The sequence below is a fragment of the Dyadobacter alkalitolerans DSM 23607 genome, from assembly GCF_000428845.1.
Taxonomy (GTDB): Bacteria; Bacteroidota; Bacteroidia; order Cytophagales; family Spirosomataceae; genus Dyadobacter; species Dyadobacter alkalitolerans.
Genome location: NZ_AUAS01000006.1, coordinates 201,903 through 216,872, shown reverse-complemented (window position 1 = coordinate 216,872; position 14,970 = coordinate 201,903). Strand labels below are relative to the sequence as shown.

The following is a 14,970-nucleotide window of genomic DNA, read 5'->3' as shown; positions in this document are numbered from 1 at the left end:
TAAAAGCAGATCGAAGGCGGCCAGATTAGACGAAGCAGGTTATCTGGCGACGAGGTCCGGCTGTAATGCGCGCAGGTTTTTCTTAGGTTTCCTGGACTGCTTTTTCCGTCTGCCCCACCAGATAATCGTGCCGGTTACGGGCAGGCTGGCACAGATAAGGCTGGCCAGGAAAACGATGATCTTGCCCGGGAGCCCTAAAATTGCCCCAACATGAATGTCGTAATTCATTCTCCGCAATGTATTCGCAAAGTCAGCATCTTTAAAACGCCCTGAATATGGGCCGGTAATTTTGATTTTTTTGAGGGAATATTGATCAAAATAATTGTAATCAACATTATAGTAAGTCCCAGCCCTGAAATTCACGAAAGAGAAGATCGATTCTGATTTGGTATGCGGAATCGAAACATTGATCCCCTCATTAACCGGATATTCCTTTTTCAATGCAAGCCAGGCTTTGTCGACGGCTGTAATAGGCGTAAACGCACCGGTTAGCAATGTTGAATCCGAAGCTGGAAGGTAATATTCGTCCGAGCCTTTGCCACCGGTCACCGTATAAAGCCCCTGGGAAAACCATTTGAAACCCCATACCAGGCCCGTAAAACCCAATAGGAAGCCGATTGACAAAACATAAAAACCGAAAACGTTGTGCAGATCGTAATTTTTCCGCCTCCACGCCGCATTCCATTTGATCGAGAAGCGCTGTTTTGCAGCCGATTTATTTTTGGGCCACCAAAGCACAAGTCCGCTGATCAACATCACAAGGAAAACCAATGTTGCCGACGCCACAACGGGCTGGCCGATGGTCGGCGGCAGCCACAAATAATAATGTCCGTGTAAGATAAAGTGGAAAAAATCGCCCTCTTCATTCCAAACGTGCTGCACTTCGGCCGTGTAAGGATTCACGTAGACGACATAATAATATTCAGGATTCGCATTGTAAAAGCCCACTTCTGCACTGCGCGTCGGGACACCATATAGCACGCCATTCGCTTTTTTGCCGGGAAGCATTTTTTCAGCGCTTGCTTGTAAAACCGATGGAGGCAGCACTTTGGCATTTACTGGCGGCTCTACAAACATGTAAGGTTGTGTAAAGCTTTTTATTTCGTGCTCAAAAGCCAGGATACAACCCGTTATGGCCACTACAAACACGATAATGCCGGACGTCAGGCCAAGGTAAAGATGTAATTTCCCGGTCAGTTTCTTCATTGACGCAATGTTCCTAATCACTATTTAGACTCAATCAAATTACTAATGTAGTGCGAACATTTTAAAAAACAAGAAATCCCGGTCGATCAGGACCAGGATTTCTTGTTTTCAGTCAAATTGATACTTGTAAATGCCGGTAACCTCTGTGCCTGGCGGCATGTCGATGATTGGCTTTAAGATGCCGTCGTGCATTCCGTAAACCCAACCATGTAAATGCAAAGACTGGTTTTTCTTCCACGCCCGTTGTACAATGTCGGTTTTGGCAAGATTTTTCACCTGCTGGATCACATTCAGCTCAACGAGCCTGTCAAAACGCTTGCCTTGGTCGTCGATGGCTTCCAATTCAGTTTCATGTTTGTCGTACACATCTTTAATGTTGCACAACCATTTATTGATCAACCCAAAATCATTGTTTGTCATAGCAGCTCTCACGCCGCCACATTGGTAATGTCCAACGACCAGAATGTGCTTGACATGCAGAACTTCCACCGCATATTGCAGCACGCTCAGCATATTCATATCCGTATGCACGACCAGGTTGGCCACATTGCGGTGCACAAACATTTCACCGGGCCGCGAGCCCGTAAGGTCTTCCGCCGGAACGCGGCTGTCGGCACACCCGATCCATAAGAAATCGGGTTTTTGATCTTTGGCAAGAATCTCGAAATACGATTCATCCACGCCTAATTGCTCGGCAGCCCAGGTCTTATTGAAGTCCAGCAGCCTTTGATATTGTTCCATATATATTTTGAGTAGTGTTACAGCTTGTGAAAGCGCTGCAAAATAAGAATATGCTTTCACATTCATTGAAATCCAAGCATCCTTTTAGCAGAAAAAAAATTGTAATTTTGCGCTCTTAAAATCCCGATTGGTGTTATTAATACATTGTTTTTAAACTAGAAAGCTAATAGTCGAGCGCTAACAGCTAACAGCACATATGAAATACAACGAGTATAAAAACCTGAGTTATCCGCAGATTGGAGACGAAGTCCTGAAATTCTGGAAAGAAAAAAACATATTTGAAGCGTCGGTTGAAACCCGTGAAGGTGCACCTTCATTTACATTCTTCGAAGGCCCGCCTTCCGCTAATGGAACGCCTGGTATTCACCACGTTATGGCGCGTTCGATCAAGGATATTTTTTGCCGTTATAAGACATTGCAAGGCTTCCAGGTCAAAAGAAAAGGAGGCTGGGATACTCACGGACTGCCTGTGGAATTGCAGGTTGAGAAAGAGCTGGGCATTATCAAAGATGACATTGGAAAAACTATTTCCGTTGAAGATTATAATGAAAAATGCCGCCAGACGGTCATGAAATTTACGGATCAATGGAATGACCTGACCGAAAAAATGGGTTACTGGGTTGATCTGGAAGATCCTTATATTACTTACAAAAGCGAATACATCGAAAGCCTTTGGAACCTGCTTAAAAAGCTGTACGACAAAGGTTTGCTATACAAAGGTTACACGATCCAACCTTATTCACCAGCCGCAGGAACCGGACTTTCATCCCACGAGCTCAACATGCCCGGGACTTACAAAGATGTGAAGGACACGACCATTGTGGCCATGTTTAAGACAAAGGGCGCAAAAGCCGAGGAAGTCTTTGCAGACTTTCCTGAGTCCGATATCCGCATCTTAGCCTGGACCACGACGCCCTGGACGCTTCCTGCGAACTCAGCGCTGACGGTGGGTGCCAACATTAATTATGTGTTGGTAAAAACCTTTAACCCTTATACGCATGCGCCCGTCGCAGTGGTTTTGGCAAAGGACCTGATCTCAAAATATTTTTCTGATAAAGGCCGTGACGGCGACTTTGCTGGTTATGAAGCCAGTGACAAAAAGCTTCTACCCTGGACTATCCTGACAGAATTAAAAGGAAAAGATCTGGAAGGCATTGAATACGAGCAACTAATGCCCTATGTGCAGCCTAAGATTGAGCCGTCTGCGAAACCCGCATTCCGCGTCATTCTTGGCGACTTCGTTACGACCGAGGACGGAACCGGGGTAGTGCATACATCTCCGACATTCGGTGCAGATGACTTCCGGGTGTCGCAAGCCAATGGCATTCCGGCCATTATGGTGAAAGACGAAACAGGCAAAGATGTGCCCATTGTGGATCGTCAGGGGCGTTTTGTAAAAGAAATCACAGATTACGCAGGCCGTTTCGTCAAGCCTGAATATTATTCCGAAGAAGAACAAAATGATCCGGAATTCAGGGCAACGGATGTCCTGATCGCGATCAAGCTGAAAGAGGAAGGCAAGGCATTTAAAGTAGAAAAATACGAACACCCCTACCCGCATTGCTGGCGTACGGATAAGCCGGTTTTATATTATCCGCTGGACAGCTGGTTTATCAAAACCACAGCGATGAAAGACCGGCTGGTGGAGCTAAACAAAACCATCAACTGGAAGCCGGAAAGCACCGGAACGGGCCGTTTTGGCAATTGGCTGGAAAACCTGGTCGACTGGAACCTGTCCCGCTCCCGTTACTGGGGAACGCCCCTGCCGATCTGGCGCAACGAGCATGGTGAAGAAATCTGCATCGGCTCGATTGAAGAACTGAAAGATCAGCTGGAAGAAGCATTGCTTTCGGAAAACCTGACAAGAGAGCAGGCTGCTAAAAATTCGGAATACTTATTAAAGCTGGAAAATGGTGAATACGACCTGCACAGGCCGTATGTAGATAACATTGTTTTGGTGTCGAAAAAGGGCCATATCATGCACCGCGAGCCGGATTTGATCGACGTCTGGTTCGATTCGGGCGCAATGCCTTACGCGCAATGGCATTATCCATTTGAAAATAAAGAGATTTTTGAACAAAGTTATCCGGCAGATTTCATCTCCGAAGGCGTGGATCAAACGCGCGGCTGGTTCTTCACTTTGCACGCCATCGCCTGCATGTTGTTTGATTCTGTTGCATTCAAGAATGTGGTTTCTACCGGTTTGGTTTTGGATAAAAATGGCAACAAAATGTCCAAGCGCCTTGGCAATGCGGTTGACCCATTTGCTACCCTGTCCAAATTCGGCCCTGATGCTACGCGCTGGTATATGATCACCAACGCGGAACCTTGGGATAACCTTAAATTCAACATTGAAGGCATCGGCGAAGTGCAGCGGAAGTTTTTCGGAACGCTTGTAAACACTTACAATTTCTTCGCATTATATGCCAATCTGGACGGTTATGAATTCCATGAGACTGTTTCTGTGCCCATTGAAAAACGCACGGAACTGGATCGCTGGATCTTATCAAAGCTGAATACATTGGTGAAGGAAGTTGGCGAGCAATTTGATGATTACAACCCGACCAAGGCCGGAAGACTTGTTCAGGATTTTGTAACTGACCAGCTTTCAAACTGGTATATCCGCCTCAACCGCCGCCGTTTCTGGAACCCGTCGCAGGATTCCGGTGAAGGTCTTACGGAAGATAAACAAGCCGCCTACGAGACTTTGCAGCATTGCCTGGTTATCGTTTCGCAGCTCATGTCGCCGATTGCTCCGTTTTTTGGAGAATGGTTATATAAAAATCTGACAGACGGCGACCGCGCCGCTTCGATTGCTAATAACACCGGCCATCAATATGAATCGGTGCACTTGACTTACTGGCCTAAAATCGAAGCAGAATATGTTGATCTGGACCTGGAAGCGGCCATGGAACAAGCACAAACGATCAGTTCACTGGTCCACTCCATCCGTAAAGGGCATAAGATCAAAGTACGCCAGCCGCTTTCCAAGATTTTGATCCCTGTGCTGAATGATACTACAAAACGTCAGATTGAGCAGGTTAAGGCCATTATTTTGTCGGAGGTTAATGTCAAGAACATTGAATTCGTGCATGATGACAGCGGGATATTGATCAAGAAAATCAAACCAAACTTCAAGACATTAGGACCGAAATTCGGCCCGAAAATGAAAGAAGTAGCAGCAGTGATCTCCGCAATGGACGAAGCAGCTATCAAGGAAATCGAGAAAAATGGCTCGATAACCTTAAATGGCGCATCATCACCCATCGAAATTGCCCTTACCGACGTGGAAATCCACGCTGAGGACGTCCCAGGCTGGTTAGTAGCCAGCGAAGGCGGCCTGACAGTGGCGCTGGACGTCACGATCACAGACGAACTGCGTCTCGAAGGCATAGCACGTGACTTCGTCAACCGCGTTCAAAACCTGCGTAAAGACAGTGGTTTCGATGTAACAGACAAAATAAAAATCACATTACAAGACAACGACCGCCTGCTGGCCAGCGCCGTAACCGCCAACAAAGATTATATCTGCCAGGAAGTGCAAGCCCTGGAGCTGAACCTAATCGGCGACCTTAATGGTGAGGCCAATGAGATTGAAATGGATGAGTTTTTGTTGAAAGTGAAGATTGAGGTGGTATAGATGCAGCAATATCAAGCATATTTGACCGAAGGCAATGAAGAAAACACCCGCTTCCAGTTTCAAAGTGTAGGGAAGCGGGGTGTATTTGAGAAAGTTGTATTTTTTACGCCATTGACATGTGACACTTTTAACCTGTCGCTTGTCGATTACGATACAGAAACAGGAAATTACAATGACTTATCTGTTACCGACAATGGAGATATGAAAGAAATTCTTGTAACTGTAATTTCAACTATTCATAAATTCATGGAGTACAACCCTAGCAAGAGAATCTTTTTCAAAGGCAGCACACCTGCTAGAACACGACTCTATCAAATTGCTATTTCTAAAATTTATTACCCTGAACAGTCGGACCTATGCATCAGCGGCCTTCGAGACGGACAATGGTTTTCATTTGAACCGAATATTAATTTTGAAAGTTTTTTAGCAGAAAAAAAGTTTTAACTTTATAAAAACAGTCTTCCTGAATATGAGAGTTCTAGATAAAAAGGCAGGCAAAATTGACAACGTCCGTTATAATCCTGCATTGGATAATCTTCCAATACCCCAAATTGTATTGGACAAAACAGAGCAAGCTCGCAAGACATTGGAGAAAAATCCCTTTCCTAAACATTTGCTGGGGAAATAAATATCGTTATGCAGCTAGCCATCGCAACAGCACTAATAACAGGCGGCGCTTCCGGACTTGGGGAAGCAACGGCGCGTTTGTTTGTTGCATCGGGTGCTAATGTTGTTATTCTTGATCTGAATGTTACTGCCGGAGAAAAACTTCAATCCGAATTTCCGGAAAAAATAAAATTTGTAAAAACTGACGTTTCCAGTGAGAACGATGTGCAAAAAGCCGTTGATCTTGCGCTGGAAACGTTTCGTTTTATAAGCATTGTCATTAATTGTGCTGGTGTTGCTCCTGCCCGAAAGATTGTAGGGAAGACCGATGGCATTTATGGGCCGCATTCGTTTGACCTTTTTGAGAAAACCATCAAAACAAATCTGATCGGCACATTCAATGTAATGCGATTGGCAGCGTTTGCGATGGAAAAGAATGCGCCTAATGACGAAGGTGAGCGCGGCGTGATCATTAACACAGCATCTGTTGCTGCCTATGACGGGCAAATGGGGCAGGTCGCCTACGCTGCCAGCAAAGGCGGCATTGTGAGTATGACTTTGCCTGTTGCCCGCGATCTTGCAAAGTCAGGCATCCGGGTTATGGCCATTGCGCCGGGGCTTTTTGAAACGCCATTAATGCTAGGCCTGCCCGAAGAGGCGCGCGTTTCACTAGGGCAACAAATCCCATTTCCTTCCCGCTTAGGACGACCATCTGAATACGCATTGCTTGCAAAATCTATTGTTGAAAACCCGATGCTGAACGGAGAAGTAATCCGCTTGGATGGGGCAATTAGGATGAGCCCGAAATGAGAGAGAAACTGACATTTCTTGAAGGAAAATCAATGTGGCGCTGGTTGCTTTTGGCACTGCTGCTGACCAGCATTGTCTCACATCATTTCGCTGAGCCGAAATCCATTTACAGGATTGAGGAAGTCATTTCCAATGGATCCAAAGAAAGCCATCTTCGCAAAACCGGAACATTCTCGTATGCTTTTAAAAGCACTGACAAGCGGAAGTGTTCTCCAAAAAGCCTTTCATTACAATTCGGACGCCTTCGCTTTCTTTCCCAATCACTACAAATACATACAGCATTAGCAGTTTTCAATGCGCCCGACTTGCTGCCAATCCTGATGAATGCGACCGGTCAGCAGCTTAATCGCAAATCCCAATCTTCCGAAGAACCATTCCCTTTCCATTCCTGAAACACAACTGATTTTTCATCAGTAGCAAATGTGCTCTTTCCTCAAAGGACTGAGCTGCTTTTCATTTAATCAGACAATGGAATGGAAAATGTATTACAAGCCATCAAAAAGTGGCTCAAGAGGCTTGCTATGGCCTATATGCTTGGCTTTGCCAATGCAATAAATCAAGAAGTCAAAACTGTGGACGACACTTTCTTTAAAACCGAAGAAGTTCAGAAGGACAAGAAAGGATAAGCACTAACTTAAACCATCCGAATCCCGATATCAGTGTAAATTTTAAATTCCTCTTTGTCTGCCGGCTGATCGGTTACGATCATGGATAATTGTTCAGCCGGACAGACATAATGTGCTTCAGCGGTGGCGAGTTTCTCCACGGATGCGAGCGCAATTACTTCTTTTGAACATTCAATCATTGCCCTTTTTACTTCACTTTCCTCATAATCCGGCCCGGTAACGCCCAGATGGGAGTGAATGCTGCATATCCCCAGCAGGCAAATGTCCGCGCGAAACTTTTTTATAAACTGAATGGTGTCGCTGCCAATGGTCACAAAGGAATTTTTCAACAGCCGCCCACCGGCAAACAGCACTTCAACATGCTCGTGTTCTTCGAGAATGGAAGCAATCGGGAAGCTGTTGGTAACAACCGTTAAACGAAGGTCTTTGGGCAACGACTTGGCGATCAGCAGCGCCGACGTCCCGCCATCGAAAATGACAAGCTGACCATCTTTCAGAAAATTCAAAGCCTTTTTCGCGATGATCTGCTTTTGCTCGTTGTCATACAAAACCCTGTCTTTAAAATGATGAGGCCCGGGTGAATGCGGCACAGCCCCGCCTCTTACCGATTTCAGAAGCCCTTGATCTGCAAGTTCTTTGATATCTCTCCGAACCGTATCTTCCGAAACATTCAGCAGCGCACTCAGCCCTGGCAAATATACTTTCTGCTCGCTGTTAAGCTGATTTAATATCACATGAAACCGTTCCTCTTTTAACATTATTGTTTCTGTTTTATGCAAAAATATAAAATTTAAAGAAATTAAATTGCAAGATATTGCAGATAAAATTTACATTTGTTGCACAAAATTGCAACTATAAAGCACTGCTTATTATGAGAAAGTCGATTGCCATTGACATGGATAATGTCATCGTTGATATTGAAACAAACTGGATCAATTGGTACGAAAAGGAATTTGGTGTAAAAATCGAAAGGAAGGAATTGCTTGGAAAGCCCGAAGACGAAGCTTTTCCGGACCCAGCTGCTGCGCTAAGCTTAATCTATAAAACCGGCTTTTTTCGAAATGCACCGATCATTGAGGGAGCACAGGAAGCGCTTCTCAAATTGCAGGAACATTACGACATTTTCATCGTATCAGCCGCCATGGAATTCCCGAATTCCCTCCCCGAAAAATATGATTGGCTAAACGAACACTTCCCCTTCATCTCCTGGAAAAACATCGTTTTCTGCGGCGACAAACGAATCATCGACACCGATTATCTCATCGACGACCACCTAAAAAACCTGGATTTCTGCAAAGGAACCCCAATCCTCTTCACCGCAAGCCATAATATAAATGTGACGAAGCACAAGCGTGTCAACAACTGGAATGAAGCGCTGAAATTGCTGGGATTACATTGAGGACAAAGCAACTCACTTAATAATATCTATAATGCTTTGAGTGAGCTTGTTGATAAGGACGGAATTTATCATTCCCGCTTTGCGCACAATGATGTTTTTGTCAGCAGTGAAAATGCGGGCTGGCCTGATGTAGCTGTCAATCGGCAGCGAGCCGTTTGTAAAATCTGTCAAATTCAGTGGGATAGCATGATTATCTCTTGAATGTGGGATGTTATCTGGCATAATATAATGTCGTCACCGTCCAAATCAGCAATCACAACTGCTGGTCTCCGCTTGGAGCCAGACAGGTCTGAGAAAGGAAATGGAATGACTACAACCTCTCATTTCAAATATTTTTCCATGCCTCGTCTTCATCAGCGGTAAGCCACTCTTTTGCCAAAGTATTCTGGCTGGCATAATGTGTTAACGGCTTATCCTGAGCCAGAGAACCGTCAATTGCTTCATTAATGGTAAATGCAATCACTTCCACCTGCTTGCCAACGAAAGATTTAGGCAGCTGAATTGAAACGTCTTGATTATCCGGAACTAACAATGTTCTAACCATAGCATGTATATTTTAAACGCATTAAATATAGAAAATTATTAGATCAAGCCGCCTGCTTCGCCCGTTCTTTCAATTGCAACAACTCATCCCGTAACCTCGCAGCTTCCAGAAAGTCCAGATCCTTGGCGGCTGTTTCCATTTTGCGTTGGGTTTCAGAAATTAGCTTTTGCAGGTCGTTTTTGCCCATGTACTGAACAATCGGATCGGCAGCGACGCGGACTTCGGTTGGCTCCACGTAAACTTTGCGGACTTTCGAATCGGCCACGGATGTTTGTTCCATGATCGCTTCTTTCGATTTGAGAATGGTTTTTGGCGTGATCCCATTTTCAGCATTGTATTCAAGCTGAATGCTCCTTCTCCTATTGGTTTCATCAATAGCGAGTTGCATGGACCCAGTCATGACATCCGCATACATAATCACTTTTCCACGGTCATTACGCGCGGCGCGGCCGATAGTCTGGATCATGGAGCGTGTATCGCGCAGAAACCCTTCCTTATCCGCATCCATAATCGCTACCAGGGAAACTTCTGGTAAATCCAATCCTTCGCGCAGCAGGTTAACCCCTACCAGCACATCAAAAATACCTAACCTTAATTCGCGCAAAATCTCCACGCGGTCGAGCGTCTTCACTTCCGAGTGAATATAGCGGCATTTGACCCCTACCCTATCCAGATATTTGCTGAGCTCCTCTGCCATTCTTTTTGTCAGGGTCGTGATCAGCACGCGGTCGCCCATGTTGATGCGCTTATGGACTTCTTCCAGCAGATCGTCTATCTGGTTCAGGCTTGGCCTTACTTCAATTTCAGGGTCCAGCAAGCCGGTTGGTCGGATAATTTGTTCTACCACAACGCCTTCGGATTTACGTAACTCGTAATCCGCAGGTGTTGCGCTTACGAAGATGGTTTGCGGCGTCATATCTTCAAATTCCTGGAATGTTAACGGCCTGTTATCCATAGCAGATGGTAGCCGGAAACCATATTCCACGAGCTGCTCCTTACGCGAACGGTCACCTCCCCACATGGCGCGGATCTGCGGCATAGTAACGTGACTTTCGTCCACCACCATTAAGAAATCATCGGGAAAGTAGTCGAGCAAACAGAATGGTCGCTGACCTGGTAAGCGGCGGTCAAAATAACGCGAATAGTTCTCAATCCCAGAGCAGTAACCCAGCTCCCGCATCATTTCCATATCGAATTCGGTGCGCTCCTTAACGCGCTCGGCTTCTGCCAACCTGCCTTCTTTGGTAAAGAAATTAATTTGCTGAATAAGATCATCCTGAATTTCCTTGATCGATTGCACCAGAACATCTCTTCCCGTCACAAAAAGGTTTGCCGGGAAGATTGCAATGGCACGTTCCGAGGATATTTTTTTGCCTGTTTCCGGCTCTATACGCTGGATTTCTTCTATTTCGTCTCCGAAGAAAATGATCCTGTAAGCAAAATCCGCATAACCTGGAAAAACGTCGACCGTGTCGCCTTTCACGCGGAATGTGCCGCGGTTGAATTCAAGCTCTGTGCGGCTGTAAAGGATTTCAACCAAACGGAACAGAAACTGGTTGCGGCTCACAATGTCGCCTAGCTTGGCGCTGACAATGCTTTTCTTGTATTCATTAGGATTACCGGCACCGTAAATGCAGGATACGGAAGCCACAACGATCACGTCCCGACGGCCGCTCATGAGCGACGATACAGTATGAAGCCGCAACTTTTCAATCTCCTGGTTGATTTGCAGGTCTTTTTCAATGTAAGTATTGGTGCTGGAAATGAACGCTTCCGGCTGGTAATAGTCGTAGTAGCTGATGAAATACTCCACTGCATTATTCGGGAAGAATTGCTTGAATTCCCCGTAAAGCTGTGCAGCAAGTGTTTTGTTATGACTTAAAACGAGTGTAGGCTTATTGACCTGCTTCACCACGTTGGCGATGGTGAATGTCTTACCTGAACCCGTTACACCCAAAAGCGTCTGGGCAGGCTCGCCGGCCTGAATGCCTTGCACAAGTTGTTCAATGGCCGCCGGCTGGTCACCCGTTGGCTGGTATTCTGAGGTTATTTCGAAGTCCATAGCGTATTGTAAGCATTCCAGAGATAACGCATTTCAAAGATAGATTAGTTTCTTTGAAATGCGTCCCGGATACTTCTACGCGTGTTCTGTCAGCACTTCCTGTGCATTTTCGACCGCTTTTTTCTCTTTCCAATGCTGCCAGCCCAAGCCAAGCAACTTGGTCATGCTTTTATCGACGAATGTATGTCTTACAAGGTTCATACCGCCGCGTACTGCCGTAAAAATAGAGTTATTAGCCCTGAGCGCCAGACTGAAACCGCCATCCACATAGCGGATGTAATGCCACCAAAGTGAAGGGATAAAGATCGTTTCGCCGTGAAGCAATGTTGTTTCATGGCCCACAGCGCCTTTTAATGCAGGAAATCTTTCGTAATCCGGGTTGATCGGGTCCACTTTGCTCATTACTGTAAATGGGTGGTGATACAACCTTCTGCTTTCTTCCGGCGAGAACAAAATGACTTGCTTACGCGTCTGGAACTGCGTTAAAAACACATTGGAGCAGTCCATGTCATAATGCAGGCTGGTAATAGAACCCTGTCCACCGAAAAATACAAATTTGTATGACTTCAAGAACCCGTCCATAATGGTTGGAAAACGGATATCATTAGCCAGTTCCGGCGCTTTCTTAAAAATATCAAAAAGGAAAATCCGGAGATCAGTAGGGCCGGCTTCAATAAGTTTCAGGTAATCGCCGAATTTCATCGTCTTTGCGATCTGAAAGTATTTGTCTGCGTCGTGCATGTGGTTGTCAACCAGGGGAACATCTATATTTCCGTGCGTTTCACGAAGCCACTCAAACGTCCACTTTTGCACTGCCGGCCAATCTTTTGCCAGGTCTGTGAACACGACCGGGCGACTTGGTTTCAGATAATTTTCAATGAATTCTTCGCGGGTAAGTCCGCTGCGTTTCTCTATGGGCACTAATTTCATGACAGAAACTGAGTAAATGGTAAGCGACTATTGAAAAAACTAATGACAGAATTATTTTCTAACAACCTTTGAAAGTGAATAATTCTGAATTTATTCGAATCTTAGTTAGATCAAATGTATTAAAGAGATTTCAAAAATATAAATTTCTGAATTATTCCTTGAATGTGTGATCCGCTGTAAACCATTAGTAGAATGTTCATTTAACCCGTTGTAATGAAATATTTTACCATTCCACCCTCTCCTGCGCTAGCAAAATATGTGCGGTTTTTTTGGGTCCTCGAACATGAGATCGGATCAGGACAGCCTTACATTCACCGGACTATGGCCGATGGCTGCGCGGAAATGATATTTCATTATAAGGGGCGTTTTGATGAATTTGTGACTGCTGATAAAACGGAGCCTTCTTTTTATTCAGGAATTCACGGGCAGTCGCAAACATTTCGGCGGTTTGTGATTCATGAAGATTTCGGGATTTTCGGGGTTTACCTTTATCCTTTTGCCATTCCGGTTTTGTTTGGAATGCCTTCTACGGAACTGACGGGGCAAATGCCCGATTTACATACATTTTTAGGTCAAAAAGCAAATGGCCTGGAAGAAAGTATGATGCTGGCGGCTGATCACAACGAGCGAGTTGCCATTATCTCGACCTTTCTGGAATCGCTTCTTTCCAAAACAAAAGAATACGAACCGGCCATCTTTTCGGTCATTAACCAGATTATCAAACATAACGGACTGACCAATGTGCAGGACCTTGCAGCCCAAAATTTCCTGTCGACCCGCCAGTTTGAAAGGAAATTCAAGGAGTTCTCCGGTTTCAGTCCAAAATTGTATTTACGGATTGCTCGCTTCCATGCTGCATTAGATGCCTATGGCGACAAAGACAAGTCGCTGACGGAGATTGCTTATGAATGCGGCTATTATGATCAGTCGCATTTTATTCATGACTTTAAGACATTCTCTGGCCAGCATCCGCGCTTTTATTTTTCCGGCAGGTCCGAAGGGCAAGCCTACCGGGATGTATAATGTCGTGTTTTTCCAATTTTGAGCGATGGCGCTGCGGCTACATTTGCGTAAACAAAAAAACAAATACTATGAGCACTGTAAAAATTCCAAATGGCCACCAGGCAGTTATGCCTTATTTAATGTTAAACGGGGCGTCGAAATTCCTAGATTTTACGACCAAAGTCTTCAACGGCGTTGTCACGCAAACGCATTTTCAGGAAGACGATCCTAACCTGATCAAGCACAGCGAAGTAAGCATTAACGAGAGCACGATCATGTTTTGCGATAGACGTGCGGAGTGGCCAGCGAAGCCTGCAAGTATGTTTGTATATGTTGAAAATGCCGACGACACTTATCAAAAAGCATTGGCAGAAGGCGGCAACTCCATTATGGAGCCGGCGGACCAGGATTATGGGCGCAGTTGCGGCGTTGAAGACCCTTGCGGTAATGTTTGGTGGATCACTTCTGTTCTTTAAAATGATTAATTACAACAACAAGATTTTTGTCCCGCTTTCTAATTCTGAAAATGGCGAGGTTGACCTTTCGATGCAATTTGTTTATCATCAAAATGGTAACATTGTAACTTCCACTTATTCAGGCGGCCGCATTCAGCTGGGGCATTTGATTGCGCTGGTGGATGAAAATGGGAATCTGGACATGCGTTACCACCAGGTGAATGACAAGGGCGAGATCACGACAGGCATTTGTAAATCGACACCTGAGCAACTCCCGAACGGAAAAATCCGTATGCATGAGCAATGGCAATGGACTTCCGGGGACCAGTCCCGGGGCGAGTCGCTGCTGGAAGAAATATAGATTTTATCACGTCACCCTGTTTATATGCGTAACCGCTTTCAAGTTATCGGCTTCTTTCTTGCATTCTTAGGATCAACCATTGCTTTTGGGCAAACCTCAAAAATCGTTTCCGGTTCTACTGATTTTAAGGTAAAATATATCTTAGGAACCTGTGAAGGGACTTTCGCAGCTCCGAAAGGGGAAGCTGTTTTCAATGAAAAATCGCCGGAGAATGCTTCTTTCGATATTAAGATTGCTGCCAGCACATTTGAAACCGGGAACGATTCACGGGATAAGGACATGAAAAGCGACAAATATTTTGCCGTTGAAAAATACCCGAACATTCACTTCAAATCTTCAAAAGTGGAGAAAAAGAATGGTCAATATGAGGCAGCAGGCAAACTTACCATACGCGACGTAACCAAGAGCGTAACGCTTCCTTTTGAAGCAAAAAAGAATGCGGATGGCACCTATGCCCTTGCCAGCAAATTTGAAATCAACCGGCTGGACTACAAGATCGGAACGAAAGATTGGAAGCTCAAAGATTTCGTTACCGTTGATTTGAAGGCCATTATCAAGTAAAAGTCAAGCCGACTTATCTATTTTTCA

Annotated in this window: 17 protein-coding genes; 10 read left to right on the top strand and 7 right to left on the bottom strand. The window is 45.1% G+C overall.

Features of this window, described 5'->3' with window-relative positions; all coding sequences use genetic code 11:
- Positions 1 to 39: 39 nt before the first annotated feature.
- Both G395_RS0114205 and can read right to left on the bottom strand, forming a co-directional pair.
- A complete protein-coding gene (locus G395_RS0114205) occupies positions 40 to 1,206 on the bottom strand; it encodes a PepSY-associated TM helix domain-containing protein (protein WP_026630651.1) in 1,167 nt (388 codons plus the stop codon).
- A 108-nt stretch (positions 1,207 to 1,314) separates the two neighbouring features.
- On the bottom strand, positions 1,315 to 1,947 hold the full coding sequence (gene can / locus G395_RS0114200) for a carbonate dehydratase (protein ID WP_026630650.1): 633 nt from the start codon (positions 1,945 to 1,947) through the stop codon (positions 1,315 to 1,317).
- A 196-nt stretch (positions 1,948 to 2,143) separates the two neighbouring features.
- Here can and ileS point away from each other — a divergent pair, with 196 nt between their 5' ends.
- From ileS to G395_RS32105, 5 genes are all read left to right on the top strand, one after another.
- The gene (ileS, locus tag G395_RS0114195; protein ID WP_026630649.1) at positions 2,144 to 5,587 is read left to right on the top strand and encodes an isoleucine--tRNA ligase; all 3,444 of its coding nucleotides are present in this window, start codon (positions 2,144 to 2,146) and stop codon (positions 5,585 to 5,587) included.
- Positions 5,588 to 6,031, top strand: a complete 444-nt coding sequence (locus G395_RS0114190; protein ID WP_051350166.1) for a DUF6934 family protein — start codon at positions 5,588 to 5,590, stop codon at positions 6,029 to 6,031. It begins immediately after the preceding gene.
- Positions 6,032 to 6,223: 192 nt separating this feature from the next.
- Positions 6,224 to 7,003: a 3-hydroxyacyl-CoA dehydrogenase gene (locus tag G395_RS0114180; protein WP_026630647.1), complete on the top strand. Its 780-nt coding sequence runs from the start codon at positions 6,224 to 6,226 to the stop codon at positions 7,001 to 7,003.
- Positions 7,000 to 7,395 (top strand): hypothetical protein, encoded by a 396-nt coding sequence (locus G395_RS0114175; protein WP_026630646.1) that lies wholly within the window; start codon positions 7,000 to 7,002, stop codon positions 7,393 to 7,395. The genes G395_RS0114180 and G395_RS0114175 overlap by 4 nt, the downstream gene beginning before the upstream one ends.
- Before the next feature lie 81 nt (positions 7,396 to 7,476).
- Entirely contained in the window at positions 7,477 to 7,629 is a 153-nt protein-coding gene (locus tag G395_RS32105) for a hypothetical protein (protein WP_157486701.1), read from the top strand.
- A gap of 8 nt (positions 7,630 to 7,637) precedes the next feature.
- On the opposite strand, the gene G395_RS0114165 is transcribed toward G395_RS32105, so the two are convergent.
- Complete coding sequence (locus tag G395_RS0114165; protein WP_035361343.1) at positions 7,638 to 8,387, bottom strand: DeoR/GlpR family DNA-binding transcription regulator; 750 nt, start codon at positions 8,385 to 8,387, stop codon at positions 7,638 to 7,640.
- Positions 8,388 to 8,500: 113 nt separating this feature from the next.
- Here G395_RS0114165 and G395_RS0114160 point away from each other — a divergent pair, with 113 nt between their 5' ends.
- Complete coding sequence (locus G395_RS0114160; protein ID WP_026630644.1) at positions 8,501 to 9,028, top strand: 5' nucleotidase, NT5C type; 528 nt, start codon at positions 8,501 to 8,503, stop codon at positions 9,026 to 9,028.
- Between the two features lie 12 nt (positions 9,029 to 9,040).
- On the opposite strand, the gene G395_RS32540 is transcribed toward G395_RS0114160, so the two are convergent.
- The 4 genes from G395_RS32540 to G395_RS0114140 form a co-directional block, all read right to left on the bottom strand.
- On the bottom strand, positions 9,041 to 9,250 hold the full coding sequence (locus tag G395_RS32540; protein WP_211237777.1) for a hypothetical protein: 210 nt from the start codon (positions 9,248 to 9,250) through the stop codon (positions 9,041 to 9,043).
- Between the two features lie 103 nt (positions 9,251 to 9,353).
- Positions 9,354 to 9,572 carry a hypothetical protein gene (locus tag G395_RS29430; RefSeq protein ID WP_035361340.1) on the bottom strand — a complete coding sequence of 73 codons (219 nt, stop codon included), beginning with the start codon at positions 9,570 to 9,572 and terminating at the stop codon, positions 9,354 to 9,356.
- Between the two features lie 43 nt (positions 9,573 to 9,615).
- Positions 9,616 to 11,634: an excinuclease ABC subunit UvrB gene (uvrB, locus tag G395_RS0114145; protein ID WP_026630643.1), complete on the bottom strand. Its 2,019-nt coding sequence runs from the start codon at positions 11,632 to 11,634 to the stop codon at positions 9,616 to 9,618.
- A 75-nt stretch (positions 11,635 to 11,709) separates the two neighbouring features.
- Positions 11,710 to 12,564 carry a cupin-like domain-containing protein gene (locus tag G395_RS0114140; RefSeq protein WP_026630642.1) on the bottom strand — a complete coding sequence of 285 codons (855 nt, stop codon included), beginning with the start codon at positions 12,562 to 12,564 and terminating at the stop codon, positions 11,710 to 11,712.
- A 213-nt stretch (positions 12,565 to 12,777) separates the two neighbouring features.
- Here G395_RS0114140 and G395_RS0114135 point away from each other — a divergent pair, with 213 nt between their 5' ends.
- From G395_RS0114135 to G395_RS0114120, 4 genes are all read left to right on the top strand, one after another.
- Positions 12,778 to 13,587 carry a helix-turn-helix domain-containing protein gene (locus tag G395_RS0114135; RefSeq protein ID WP_026630641.1) on the top strand — a complete coding sequence of 270 codons (810 nt, stop codon included), beginning with the start codon at positions 12,778 to 12,780 and terminating at the stop codon, positions 13,585 to 13,587.
- A gap of 68 nt (positions 13,588 to 13,655) precedes the next feature.
- On the top strand, positions 13,656 to 14,042 hold the full coding sequence (locus G395_RS0114130; protein WP_026630640.1) for a VOC family protein: 387 nt from the start codon (positions 13,656 to 13,658) through the stop codon (positions 14,040 to 14,042).
- 1 nt (position 14,043) lies between these two features.
- Positions 14,044 to 14,382, top strand: a complete 339-nt coding sequence (locus tag G395_RS0114125; RefSeq protein WP_026630639.1) for an avidin-fold protein — start codon at positions 14,044 to 14,046, stop codon at positions 14,380 to 14,382.
- A gap of 24 nt (positions 14,383 to 14,406) precedes the next feature.
- A complete protein-coding gene (locus G395_RS0114120) occupies positions 14,407 to 14,943 on the top strand; it encodes a YceI family protein (RefSeq protein ID WP_026630638.1) in 537 nt (178 codons plus the stop codon).
- Positions 14,944 to 14,970: the final 27 nt, after the last annotated feature.